Source organism: Schlesneria sphaerica, from assembly GCF_044336245.1.
Classification (GTDB): Bacteria; Planctomycetota; Planctomycetia; order Planctomycetales; family Planctomycetaceae; genus Schlesneria; species Schlesneria sphaerica.
The window spans coordinates 2,349,035-2,361,212 of record NZ_CP172346.1; the positions used below are offsets into that span (position 1 = coordinate 2,349,035).

The 12,178-nt window shown below is 56.2% G+C and carries 10 protein-coding genes; 4 read left to right on the plus strand and 6 right to left on the minus strand.

Features of this window, described 5'->3' with window-relative positions; all coding sequences use genetic code 11:
• Positions 1 to 288: 288 nt before the first annotated feature.
• The 3 genes from ACGY09_RS08640 to ACGY09_RS08650 form a co-directional block, all read right to left on the minus strand.
• Positions 289 to 2,028, minus strand: coding sequence for a hypothetical protein (locus ACGY09_RS08640; RefSeq protein ID WP_397571232.1), 1,740 nt, complete (start codon positions 2,026 to 2,028; stop codon positions 289 to 291).
• A 113-nt stretch (positions 2,029 to 2,141) separates the two neighbouring features.
• On the minus strand, positions 2,142 to 2,996 hold the full coding sequence (locus ACGY09_RS08645) for a hypothetical protein (protein WP_373650685.1): 855 nt from the start codon (positions 2,994 to 2,996) through the stop codon (positions 2,142 to 2,144).
• Positions 2,977 to 3,534 carry an RNA polymerase sigma factor gene (locus ACGY09_RS08650; protein ID WP_397571233.1) on the minus strand — a complete coding sequence of 186 codons (558 nt, stop codon included), beginning with the start codon at positions 3,532 to 3,534 and terminating at the stop codon, positions 2,977 to 2,979. Before ACGY09_RS08650 ends, ACGY09_RS08645 begins: the two co-directional genes overlap by 20 nt.
• A 544-nt stretch (positions 3,535 to 4,078) precedes the next feature.
• Between ACGY09_RS08650 and ACGY09_RS08655 the strand changes: the two genes are divergently transcribed.
• The 3 genes from ACGY09_RS08655 (at position 4,079) to glnT (ending at position 7,554) form a co-directional block, all read left to right on the plus strand.
• Positions 4,079 to 5,047: a fatty acid desaturase gene (locus tag ACGY09_RS08655; RefSeq protein ID WP_373650684.1), complete on the plus strand. Its 969-nt coding sequence runs from the start codon at positions 4,079 to 4,081 to the stop codon at positions 5,045 to 5,047.
• Positions 5,044 to 6,090 (plus strand): alpha/beta fold hydrolase, encoded by a 1,047-nt coding sequence (locus ACGY09_RS08660; RefSeq protein ID WP_397571234.1) that lies wholly within the window; start codon positions 5,044 to 5,046, stop codon positions 6,088 to 6,090. Before ACGY09_RS08655 ends, ACGY09_RS08660 begins: the two co-directional genes overlap by 4 nt.
• 165 nt (positions 6,091 to 6,255) lie before the next feature.
• Positions 6,256 to 7,554, plus strand: coding sequence for a type III glutamate--ammonia ligase (glnT, locus tag ACGY09_RS08665; protein ID WP_373650682.1), 1,299 nt, complete (start codon positions 6,256 to 6,258; stop codon positions 7,552 to 7,554).
• Between the two features lie 32 nt (positions 7,555 to 7,586).
• On the opposite strand, the gene ACGY09_RS08670 is transcribed toward glnT, so the two are convergent.
• Positions 7,587 to 8,312 carry a HisA/HisF-related TIM barrel protein gene (locus tag ACGY09_RS08670; RefSeq protein ID WP_397571235.1) on the minus strand — a complete coding sequence of 242 codons (726 nt, stop codon included), beginning with the start codon at positions 8,310 to 8,312 and terminating at the stop codon, positions 7,587 to 7,589.
• A 148-nt stretch (positions 8,313 to 8,460) separates the two neighbouring features.
• On the opposite strand from ACGY09_RS08670, the gene bcp reads away from it, so the two are divergent.
• Positions 8,461 to 8,955: a thioredoxin-dependent thiol peroxidase gene (gene bcp / locus ACGY09_RS08675; protein ID WP_397571236.1), complete on the plus strand. Its 495-nt coding sequence runs from the start codon at positions 8,461 to 8,463 to the stop codon at positions 8,953 to 8,955.
• A 100-nt stretch (positions 8,956 to 9,055) separates the two neighbouring features.
• Here the strand turns inward: bcp and ACGY09_RS08680 are convergent, their stop codons facing one another.
• Both ACGY09_RS08680 and ACGY09_RS08685 read right to left on the minus strand, forming a co-directional pair.
• Complete coding sequence (locus ACGY09_RS08680; RefSeq protein WP_397571237.1) at positions 9,056 to 9,982, minus strand: acetamidase/formamidase family protein; 927 nt, start codon at positions 9,980 to 9,982, stop codon at positions 9,056 to 9,058.
• 392 nt (positions 9,983 to 10,374) lie between these two features.
• Positions 10,375 to 11,292: a helix-turn-helix domain-containing protein gene (locus tag ACGY09_RS08685; protein WP_397571238.1), complete on the minus strand. Its 918-nt coding sequence runs from the start codon at positions 11,290 to 11,292 to the stop codon at positions 10,375 to 10,377.
• Positions 11,293 to 12,178 lie beyond the last annotated feature (886 nt).

The window sequence follows — 12,178 nt, forward strand, 5'->3', positions numbered from 1 at the left end:
ATCCGATTCGACTCGAATCGAAACACCACTGTGCAAGTTCATTTTGGATAAACCAGCTTAACAGACAAGGGGTCGTTGTACGAGGTTCACCAAAATCGCGTCAAATTCAACCCAGAAAATCAATCAACCCGATCCTAAGCCACCTTCGGCAGAGCTGCCAATTCCCAACACAACAGCCCTCGCCGGCGATGCCAGTCCCGGTTTTATGTCATGCGGGAAGACGACACTTAAATCGGACCTGCGCGGCCAACAGTTCCGGCAGGCGGCTGGTTTTCACGAGGTGCAACCTCAGGGTTGATCAAAGCCTCCGCCAAAAATCAGCGAGATTCGATCGGGCTCAAGCTTGCCAGCGAGAAACAGGGAATCAACGACCGACAGCAGCGGCCTGACTTTTTCAAATCGCCTTTTCAGCCGTGCAGTCTCTTCTACCGCTTCAAACGTGAGCGAACTGGCCAGTTCCGGTCCACTCTTCGCCAGCACTTCCCGTGTTCTCACACAGTCCAGCCAGATGAGTTGGTGGGAACCCGGGAAGAATCGACGTGCATGATCGTGCAACCGCCCCACCGACTGAGGTTGCCCCAAAGTCTCTAACGACGTTTGCAGTTGATCCGACGATCCCGCAACGATGAGCTTGTCTTGTTTCAGTCCGTAAGCAATCGGAAAAGGAGCTTCTCCCGCCAACGTTCGAACGCGGACGGCGTCTTTTTCCTCCCGCTTTACCGTAACGATGGAGTTCCCCTGAGCGGAGTGATAAGCGGCCAGCAGCCTGAGGCCCGCTTCGAGCCCCTGGTCCAGCCCCGACAGCAGCGGCTCTTCAGCCAGAGAGCCCAACGAAAAGCCAACGGCACCGTCCAGCGTGGTCTTTCCCGATGTACTATTGGTCCGGATCGTCACGAAACCGCCAAAATCACGGCCCAGTGCGGGAATGATTGTCTCGAGGAGATCATATCCCCCAAAAAGACTCTGCGTGACGCGGCACATCAGAGCGATTTCAGCGCGTTCGCCCGGTGGAATCTGAGAAAACGCAAATCGCACCAGTGGCGCCAGATCGAAACCGCCCGCGAATGCCAGCAGCGACTCCGGCGGGATCTGCTGTAGCCACGAAGACTCGGCTACTGGTTGCGTTACGAATTGTGTCCAGTGGGGAGGAAGTTGTTCGGCGTCGAGATTCACCACCGCTTCAAACACAATCCCCTGATCGAGGTGAAGGCTCGCTGAGACCCAGTCAACACCCTTCCAGATCGCCGACAGATTCTCCAGATCCTTGTCGCCCCTTGACGATTCCTCGATTCCATGATCCCACGCACGGGCGTTGATGTGCACGTAAGCGAAAGCGTCGTCCTTTAAACGATTGCGAGCCTCGCTGTACTTCACGGACTGCGGCATCGATTTCAACGAGCCTGACGCAGCGGCACCGTCGGCTCCCGCAGTGAATCGATCAATAACGTCATGCAGCAGCGTCTCGTGATCAGAAATAGCGAACCATCGATCCGCGACGGCAAAGTAAAGAGTGTCCTTCGAAGTCTTCTGACGTGAACGTTCGAAATAGCTAGCGCCATGGTGGGTCTTCTTGGTCACCACCGTGTTCGGCTCCAGCTTTTGCCAGGCGGCAATGGCAGCACGAACTGCGGCCTCGTCGTGCGCCTCTCCGATGAGAATCCCACGGGGACGCCCTGTGACATCCAGTTCGATGGCAACAACAAGCGAACGGGCGAATAGCTGGCGAAGTGCCGCAGAAATCGTCGTCCCCGTCTGATTGACCACATGCTGGTTCAGCGCCTGCCACTGCTGAAAGCCAGGACTTTCCAGCAATCGCTGAAATGGCGGGAATGCTCGCAGCCGCTCCACCAGCGGACCTGACTCTAAGTCTCCCCATGCCTGTTCGAGACCGGTGATCTCCAGACAAAGTGCGGTATCCGCAGAGACGAGATCCATTGCGGACCGCGGTTCCGAGGCCCACAGGGATAAGCTGAAGTTCAAGCTGACCAGCAGCAACCAGCAACACGTCATCGACCAATGATTTAACATGAGCGTCTACCTTGGACTTTGCGATCTGGTCTAGAAACTTCCAATCGCATTTCTGCCCCTCACACCGCCACAATCGGTTCAAATTCAATAACGTCAGCTGCGCGAGACGTCCTTCAGCCGGCAGGAACCGAACTCGGAACCGTGTTCCAAAGGAAACCGAGTGCTGATTCGACCCGGGTGCTGATGGGACTCAGTATCCGGGTAGCATCGACCGCAGAGGATTTCGAATCGACCGATTCCAAAGTCTCCGGTTCTGGTTTTCTCAGGTTCAGGGAAATGGGTCTGACTGGCATGACGCTGGCAAACTCACGAGCGGCCAACGTTGTCTCGGTCGCCAGCACTTGGTACTCGGACCGAATATCCGACAAGACCGCCGTCAGTGTTTCTGAAACATCCGCAGTGACAAGTCCGTCTTGCGGAGCAGCCACGATCACCGGAGATGGGGAAGTGAATTCAACGGGAACTGCGGGAGACTGACTCGCGACCTGTTGGATTTGTTCCTTCCTGCCGATGGAAACGAGAACGGTAACCACCAGACAGACCGCCGCGACCGTCGATGCGAAAAGGATGGCTCGCGACGCGAAAAATCCTGGTGCCGAACGTGACTCCCGGCGATGAGTATGGACTGCGGCGACTCGACGGAGGGGCCTCGGCAATTCCGATGCCCCTGCTTCAGCCGGCTCAAGTTCCCCAAGTTGATGCAGAACGAAATCAGCCAGACGCGTGGGAGGTGCCGCTCGCCGCAGCATATCCACCAGTCCCTCCATGTGTTGTGGCGGAAGCTCGTACAATGCTTCTAAACCGGACCCCGATCTCCACGCATCGATCGCATCGTCGAGTTGCTGCTGATATTCGCAAAATGCCCGACACGAAGGACAGACGGAAAGATGCTCTCGCGCCGTCGAGTCCAGCGGTTGGGAAGTCTCGAGAGACTGCTCAAATTCTTTATTAAATTCGGTGCAGTTCATATCCGTCCTTTGTCACGACGCCGCGTTCGATCAGCAGTTGTCCGAGTTCTCGACGAGCCCGGTGCAGCCACGTTTTGACTGTCCCTTCGGGACAATTCATGGCTTCCGCAACTTCAGCGATACTCAGTTCCTGCTGATAGAACAGAATGAAGCACGTTCGATATTCGTCACGTAATTTTCTGAGTGCCAGGTGCAGTTCTTCGGACAAATCCGCCGTCCCCAGACGCTGTTCGCGCGAAGGAGAGTCAATCGCAGGATCGAAACTGCGGGGACGTACTTTTCGCTGTGAAAGATGCGTTCGACAGCGATTGACGGCGATCGTCAGCACCCAGGGATCCAGAGACCGTAGTTGATCCCAGTGATGAAGATGCCTGATCGCACGCACCATTGTCTGCTGCGCGACGTCTTCCGCGTCCTCGCGATGCCTGAGTTGCCGAAGACAAATGGCCAGCACAGGACCCTCGAAGCGCGCAACGAACTCACGGATGGCCGATTGGTCACCGGTCAAACAGCGTTCGGCGAGTTCCCGATCGTCCACGAGCTGATCACCCCTCCGAAATCAATACCCGCCATCACTTTAAACGGTTTCAATGGCGATTGCGAATCTGGGAAAAATCTCAAAAAAGGTTTCCTGCAGATGCAGTCCTTCGCCTGACGCAGGCCTGCGTCAGGCGAAGGACTGCACGACGAGGCACCCGCACCGGGTCATCGACAATCTCCTTCAACACCGATCAAGTCAGTGCCATCAGTGCCACCCAAAGTGGGGGGGCATCTGTGGCATCCAGAAAGATCGCAACCCGACGTCCACCAGTCCTTGTTCAGTGATGAAAATCTCCGTCGCTGCGCGGGAAAGACGTCGCACGAACCGAGGCAATCAGCGCCAGTGCGGGAAGCCGAAGTCACCCAACAATCGTGCAGGAAATCGCTTGTCGCCTCATAAGCACCTGATTACGCTGAATCTGAAATTATACAAAGCTAAATATGGTGGTAGAGACTCCCGTCTTATCACGTTAGTAAACATGCAGATACTAGTGCGAATCCGCGATTGATTCCGTTCAGGTGAGTGTTCGTGGGAGTAGCTGATGGCTTCTGATGCGGCTTCAAGCCTTGACTCAATCGACATGGGTACCTCGGCACTACCTGGCCGCGGAGCCCTCGAAATTGCCACCGTGCGAGCCCTCAGCCAAAGATCTGATCTGCAGGGGTTTCTGCGATTCGGAACCCATCTCGCCATCATCATTGGTGCGGGCTTGCTGGTCTGGCGGGCTATGCCCCACTGGTATCTGATGATTCCCGCGATGCTGCTGCAGGGATTTGCATTGGTCACGATGTTCGCTCCCATGCATGAGTGTGTTCACAAGACTGCTTTTGCGACCCCGATCTACAACGAAATCTTCGGCTGGATCGCCGGTTTACTCAGTTACTATAACTTCACCTACTACCGCTACTATCACACTTGGCATCATCGCTACACACAGGATGCGAATCGCGATCCCGAGCTGATGTCTCCTAAACCACAAACGGTAATCCAATACCTGCTGGAAATCAGCGGCATCCCCTTCTGGCTCTACCGCCCTCTGATGTTCGCCCGACTTGTGACCGGTCAAACCAGCAGCTACCCCTTCGTCCCCGAGAATGCCCGTCGCAAAATCTCCCTTTCCGCCGGGTTGCAATCGGCGGTGTACGTGGCGGGAATCATCTCCGTCGTATTGGGTTACCCTTACGCGCTGTACTGTTTCTTCCTGCCCACGTTCCTCGCTCAGCCATTGCTGCGAGCCATTCTGATTGCAGAGCACACTGGCTGTAGTGATGACGAAAATGGACTGACGAATACCCGCACGACACTGGCGAGCTTTCCGGTACGGCTGCTGATGTGGAATATGCCCTACCACACAGAACATCACCTCTATCCTTCGATCCCCTTTTTTCAGTTGCCTAAGGCCCACGGAGAACTCAAACAGAAGCTGGCACACCTGGCCCCGAATTACGTCGCCGCCAATCGTTCGGTCGTCCGCTCCCTCGGCACTGAAAAGCGGGAGGAAGCCTCTTGAGTGCCCCGGCCTCCCCTCCCCTGGCCGCTTCGAACTATCAGATCTTCCGGCTTCCCGACTTTACGCTCAAATGTGGAGTTGTCGTTCCAGAGCTTCAGCTGGCCTACAAGACCTACGGGAACCTCAACCGAGATCGCTCCAATGTCGTGCTCTACCCCACTTCGTACGGGGCACAGCATATGGACATCGAGTGGCTGATCGGGGGGCCTGACAGCATCCTTGATTCCACACGCTACTTCATCGTCATCCCGAACATGCTCGGAAATGGCTTGTCCACCTCCCCTTCCAACAGCCCTTTTCCCCCTGGACATCCATTTCCGTTCATTTCCCATGTTGACAATGTCATCGCACAGCGGCGAATGCTGGCAGAGGTGTTCGGCATCACCCGACTGGCAATGGCATACGGCTGGTCAATGGGAGCCCAGCAGGCACTTCACTGGGGCGCACTCTTTCCTGACTCGGTCGAGCGGATCGCGGCCGTCTGCACGTCAGCCAGAACCTCGCCCCACAATCAGGTCTTTCTGGAAGGCCTGCGGGCGACATTGACCACCGATCCCAACTTTGTGGAGGGATACTTCCGAACACATCCCGAAAAGGGCTTGCGAGCCTTTGGCCGCGTCTATGCTGGCTGGGCTCTCTCACAGGCTTTTTACCGCGAACACGTCTACCTGAGTCTCGGCTACACCTCGCTGGAAGACTTTCTGGTCCGGGATTGGGAAGCGAGCTTCCTGCGTCGCGACGCCAATAATCTGCTGTCCATGCTGCAGACATGGTTGCATTCTGACATCAGTGATAATGACGTCTTCCAGGGCGACCTGGACAAGGCCCTGGCATCGATCACCGCGAAAACGTTCATCATCCCGGGCCAGACGGATCTTTACTTCACTCCCGAAGACAGCCTGATTGAGGCCAGAAAGATGCCCAACGCGGAATTCCGCCCGATCCCTTCGATCTGGGGCCATCGCGCCGGAAATCCATCGAAGCATCTGCAAGATCAGTTGTTCCTGAAAGCCGCAGTCGCGGACTTATTAAACGATTCCTGAATCGCGATTGGTGTTCGTCAAGGTTCGTCGGAGCGCGCTCCTCGCTTTGAACCGCACCTGAAACTGAAGACCTGGCGCCCGCCACTCGTGGGCGATACGAACTGAGAACGTCCTCGACTGCTGCTCGCGGCGATCGACGACGTACATGAATCGAAAGACGCGATCATGAACCTGCAGCAAACCGCAAACGAGCTGGGGATACGTTATTTCCTGGTGTCATTCTCCGACCTCGTCGGGACATCCCGGTCGAAGCTGATCCCGGCCAGCGCCATCTCAGAAGTCTCCGAGAAGGGAGCGCCTTTCGCCGGCTTCGCCACCTGGCTCGACCTGACTCCAGCCGACCCAGATATTTATGCCCTGCCTGACCCGGCAAGTCTGATTCAGCTTCCCTGGAAACCCGAAGTCGGATGGCTGGCGGCTGACTTGATGATGGAAGGGAAGCCACTTGCACAAGGCCCCCGCAATGTCCTCAAAAAGTCGATCGGCCGGGCTGCTGCCCGAGGGTTTGAAATGCGAACCGGGGTCGAATGCGAATTCTTCCTGCTCAGTCCCGACGGAAAGCAGATCGGTGACAAATTGGATGATCAGAGGAAGCCCTGCTACGACCAGCAGGCCTTGCTTCGTCGCTATGACGTCATCTCCGAAATCTGTGATGCGATTGAGAAGCTCGGCTGGGAGCCGTACCAGAACGATCATGAAGATGCCAACGGACAGTTCGAAATCAATTGGAAATACAGCGAAGCACTCCGCACGGCGGATCAACAGACCTTCTTTAAGTTTCTCGTCCGGTCGATTGCCGAACAGCATGGGCTGCGGGCGACGTTCATGCCCAAGCCCTTCTCTCGCCTGACCGGAAACGGCTGCCATATTCACGTTTCCGTCTGGGACAAAGAGCGGAAAGTCAACCTTTTCCACGACGCCCGTAACGATCTCGGACTGTCCCCCCTGGCCTATGAATTCCTGGGTGGGGTTCTCAACTCCGCCGAGGCGATTTCGGCCATCGTGAACCCCACCGTGAATTCGTATCGCCGCATCCATGCACGGGGAACCAGTTCCGGAGCCACCTGGTCCCCGAATACGATCAGCTACGCAGGGAATAACCGTACCCACATGATCCGTATTCCCGACGGCGGTCGATTCGAATTGCGGTTGGCGGACGGGGCAGCCAACCCCTACATCATGGCTGCGGCTCTGCTCGAAGCGGGGATGGATGGAATCGACCACCGCCGTCACCCGGGGCCTCCATCGGAATCAAACGCCTACCTCGATCGCATTCCCGAAGGACTGCGGATCCTTCCCGACAATCTGCTCGATTCGTTGCGAGCCCTGGAACGAGATACGATCCTGACCGCGGGACTGGGCCCGGAATTCGTGACCGGATTCCTCAAACTCAAGCATGCAGAGTGGAGGGATTTCTCCAGCTACGTGACTCAATGGGAGCTGGACAACACCCTCGACTGCTGACGACAGCTGCCCTGGCTGGCGTGCGTTGGGACCTAGAGTCCACAGAGGTCCGTCGAATCTAACCGCCCGTCATGCAGTGCAGATGCGACAAGGACGGAATCGACGCCCAGTTCGCGAAACCGCAACAGGTCTGATCGGCTGCGCACCCCACCACCGCTGATCAGTTCCACGTCGGGAAACTCACGACGAATGAACCGGCAAAGCAGGTCCGTCGATCCCCCGGTTGACATACCTACGTCTGCCAGATCGAGCACAATCAGGGATCGACCCCCCGCTTCGACCACTTGGGCAGCGATCTCCTGAGGACGTTGACTCCAGCCACCAACATTTCCCGCAAAACGGGGGACGCCATTGAGCAGGTCGAGACTGAAAGTGATGTTCGGCACGCTCTTCGCGAGTTGCCGCACGGATTGGGGTGAGGGTGTCGTCTCAAGCCCCAGAACAATCTCCACATCGCCTGCTCGCGCCAGGGCCTGGGTCCCTGCGAAGTCGCAGACACCTGCGTCGATCAGCAGCTTGAACCGCTCGTCACAAAGATGGCGATATACGTCATAATGCGGTTTCTGCTGCATGATCCCATCGAGATCGGCAACATAAAAGCGGTCGAAACCGAACGATTCTCGCAACCTTCGCGCAATCGACACTGGATCAGAACTGCTGCTGAGTCGGCTTTCAATCCTGCGATACTCCGCCCTCCGACCAGCAACGCCACGAACGACTTCCCCGCCGAGGATGTCCAATACCGGAAGTACTTGCATCAAGATATCCTTTTCCCAACGGGCTGGCTAAAACAGCGTCTCGCCGAGTCATCCGCCGCTCATCCCACGTCCAGTGCACATAGCCAGGCGTTGCTGAAGTCAGACCCGGTACTGGTACGTCACTTATCTCACACGAGGAAAACTCAACATGGCTGAGACCACCAGGCCTGCAGTAGGGGATAAAGCCCCCCCCTTTGATCTGCCCACATTCCCGAAAGGGCGGACAAAACTGAGTCAGTTCAAGGGAAAGCAGAATGTAGTACTCTACTTTTACCCTCGCGACGACACCCCCGGTTGTACGCGGCAGGCGTGCGGATTTCGCGATGAATTTGCAGCGTTTCAATCTGCCGACACCGTGATTCTCGGGGTCAGTACTGATCCTGTCGATTCTCATCAAAAATTCGCTGACAAGTTTTCACTCCCATTTCCATTGCTCTCCGATGAAGACCACGCAGTCGCGGAAAAGTATGGTGCCTGGGTTGAAAAGAACATGTACGGCAAGAAATCGATGGGAATCCAGCGTTCAACATTTCTGATCGACAAGAACGGGACGATCGTCGCCGTCTGGGCCCGAGTTAAAGTCGATGAACACATCCCCAAGGTGCTTGCCAAAATCGAAGCGTTGAAATCGGACGAGGCCTAGTCGCCGGGAACACAATCGGAACCTGTAGAGCGCCGCATCTGGATGCTTCCAATTTCACCATCCAGATGCGTCACTCAATCCACTTCGACAGCACGATTCGTCAGGTCGTCGGTCTGAGATTTCGGTTCGGAAGGTACTTGCGGGGAACTTTGCAGACCATCGTGTACGCAGGATCAAACATATTCCCCAGGTCATACCGGACGCACTGGCTGAGCAGCAGGTTGGCAGAGATCGCGTCGAGGCCGTAGTCCTGCTGCAGCCAGCGAAGCATCTCTGTCGTCGCGTGTTGCAGGCATTGGTCTAGCGGACGGGCGTTGCCAACAGTGAAAATGAAGTCAGAGTTTTCACCTCGCGGCCACCCGATCGACTTACCTTTCAGAACGGTGAGCGTGACTGTCACGTCCATGGAAATTTCGATACCCGTTCCCGCAATTTCTCCGTCTCCCTGCGCAGCATGCCCGTCCCCCAGGAAGAACAGTCCTCCCGGTTCAAACACAGGAAAATAAACAGTGGTCCCGGCAACAAAGCCGCGGTAGTCCATGTTCCCACCGTGTTCTCCGGAAGTCGCGGTTGAGATCGCCTGCTGCCGAAAAGGAGCCACACCGAAGCAGCCGAGCATGGGCTCAAGGGGAATCGTCAACTTGCCGAGTTGATTCGGCGGAGACGTCAGTGTGACCGTCCCTTCCTCTTCATCAATCGTCCATTCTGCCAGTGGCGCCTCAGGTAATTGTCCCACGTATGTCGGGTCGACAACATTCGGAGCGACAACGGATCGCGCCCATCCTTTGCTGCGATTGGGACGAATTCGATCAAGTGTCACCCTCAGCGTATCGCCGGGTTCTGCTTCTGCGACATGAATCGGCCCCGTCTGCGGATTGCCGCGGGGAGTCACAGCTTCACCCGTCTGATCCGCTCCAGCAGCATCGACTGTGGTTGTAGAAACGGTGTCAGCACTCCGCACTTTCAGCACTGGGCTGTAAGGTCCAAGTGAACGATGATAGCAAGTCGGAATCAGTTGATGATGCATCGTACTTCCAGAGCGTTGGTGACGGTGAGAGTCCTGACCGGAACGCCCTCGTTCATTTCCACAGGGGGATTTTTGGGTGAAGCCCGGTCGGTGGTTCTTTTGCTGACCCTGAGGCCATTGCGAAGTTGAATCCTGGCGGCGTTGAATCCTGGCGGCAGTATCGTGTGAAAACTGTGGTCACTGCAAACCTGCAGCTTAACCCGAGGCGCCTAAGCCAGCAGGTCGGCGCGTAAAAAAACGCATGACGACTGCCATGCGTTCTCATAGACCACCAGGAAACTGACCGGGGTAAGTTTTCCTCCCGATCGTCGACTCCACACACTTCTTATGCGTTGAGGACCGAAGGCCGAGTGGGTGCCCCAGCCTCTCCTCTACTGCTTAACCGAGTCAGATCACTCCTTGGCGCCCGGAAGCCCTTCGCCCGAGTCCACGTCACGGCGTCGGTCCAGTCGCTTGCCCCGTTCGTTGTCGAAGACCTGACGCTTATTCTTTCGTTTGGGTCCACCGAATTGCTGGTCGCCACCCGAATAGCCTTCACCTCCTCCGAAGCGGCGACCACCTCCGTAACCTCCTTCGCCTCCTGACCCGTAACTACCTCCACCTTCCTGTCCGCTACGGAACTGGCGTCGAGGTGGGGGAGAGTACCCCCCCGAACCGTAGTTTCCTGAACCACCTTGACCGCCACCGTACTGACCGCCGCCGTACCCTCCGGAGCCGTATTGACCGGAACCGTACTGGTTTGACCCGTACTGCCCACCGCTCCGTTTGCCGTACTGCTCGCCCCCTTCTGAAAACCGCTGGCGGGAGCGGTACTCGCCACCGGACTGGTCATCCTGATAACTTCGTTGCGGCGGACGACTGAAGCGACTCGTTTCTGAATCGCTGGACTGACTCGACTGACTTTTCGAGTAATCGTCGCGAGCTTTCTTCTGCTCCTGTGCGGGAGCTTCCTGACAGCGGAGCCAGTTCGCAACGGCGTCCCGCAGAAATCGCCAATCGCCACCGAAATTCCGCCCGGGGAGCTTCTGCTCTTTCATCATGCGATGGACGGCGGAAGTGGAAACCTTGAGATAGTCTGCCAATTCTTCGAGAGTCAGAACGTCGAGTGGATCGAGTCCGAAGATATCGTTTGGAGTCAAATCCCCCTGAATCGATCCCTGTTCTTCGGAGTCGCCATCAAAGTCTTCTTCGTAATCAGCCTGGTCGCCAGCTTGAATTTCGACGTGTGCGGCCGCTTTGGGCACCGAAACATTCAGAGTGGAATCATCCGCTTCGGAAGCGTCTGTCACTTGATTCACGTGATCTGTCATGGGAAATCCTTCGTTCTAGAGCGGTCTTTATGCCGCTCAGTGGTTGGGCGTCTTAATGCCACTTTGTTCTGTCACTCAAACCCGTTGCAGTCGCACCGCATCTGGAGGGCAACTGCATCAGAATCACGTCGGGTGAGCCGACTCTCTTGAATTGAGACCTTCGTACACGGGAGACGGGGGCTTCTACCCCGTACAGCATCCATGGGCCGAATGGTCACTTGCTGACTTCTCAGCTCTTTCTACTTCTTCGTTCTACAGGAACCAACCACTTTCTCTCACCATCAGCCGCGTCGGCACAAGTCCAGCCACACTCTTTCATGTTGCTTGGATACAGGCAGTGGTCCAATGCCCTGGCGATGAAAAGTCATCTGCCCCGCTACGACATCTTAGCAAGCAGATATCAATGATAGAACTGTAGACTTTAACGGGAAGGACTCCAGTCCCTTTATTATCGTTGTGTGACGGAAAATTCCCCCGTCCCGGGCGCACATCAGCACCCAAGCCGATGTCCCCCCCAGGAAACGACCGAATATTCAGACGAGCCCATCGCGCGGGAGGTAATACCCAGGTGGCGAGCGAACGGGCGATCGCGACAGCCCGTGCTGTAAAACCCTGCCGAAAGGAAGTCCTGACGGATTATTCCGGCTCAGCACACACTTGACGATTCCGATGTGTGTTGGTTAGCCTAAGTAGCTGGTTGAGTATATCTGTCCACCAGCGCTAACCATGTACTCCCGCCACTGCTGCCTGCCAAATTACTGAGAATTCCTGAAAAACACGAATTCCTCGCCGAATGTTTTGTAACCCGCTGATGTTCACTGACAAGGTAGATGTATCCGGCATTGCGACTGTGACAGTCGCCCGGTCCGTTCCCAGACTTTGCTGA

Excerpts from the sequence above, each read along its gene's own strand:
- ACGY09_RS08640 (WP_397571232.1), bottom strand. The coding sequence starts at position 2,028 with ATGTTAAATCATTGGTCGATGACGTGTTGCTGGTTGCTGCTGGTCAGC.
- ACGY09_RS08645 (WP_373650685.1), bottom strand. The coding sequence starts at position 2,996 with ATGAACTGCACCGAATTTAATAAAGAATTTGAGCAGTCTCTCGAGACT.
- ACGY09_RS08655 (WP_373650684.1), top strand. The coding sequence starts at position 4,079 with ATGGCTTCTGATGCGGCTTCAAGCCTTGACTCAATCGACATGGGTACC.
- glnT (WP_373650682.1), top strand. The coding sequence starts at position 6,256 with ATGAACCTGCAGCAAACCGCAAACGAGCTGGGGATACGTTATTTCCTG.
- ACGY09_RS08670 (WP_397571235.1), bottom strand. The coding sequence starts at position 8,312 with ATGCAAGTACTTCCGGTATTGGACATCCTCGGCGGGGAAGTCGTTCGT.
- bcp (WP_397571236.1), top strand. The coding sequence starts at position 8,461 with ATGGCTGAGACCACCAGGCCTGCAGTAGGGGATAAAGCCCCCCCCTTT.
- ACGY09_RS08680 (WP_397571237.1), bottom strand. The coding sequence starts at position 9,982 with ATGCATCATCAACTGATTCCGACTTGCTATCATCGTTCACTTGGACCT.
- ACGY09_RS08685 (WP_397571238.1), bottom strand. The coding sequence starts at position 11,292 with ATGACAGATCACGTGAATCAAGTGACAGACGCTTCCGAAGCGGATGAT.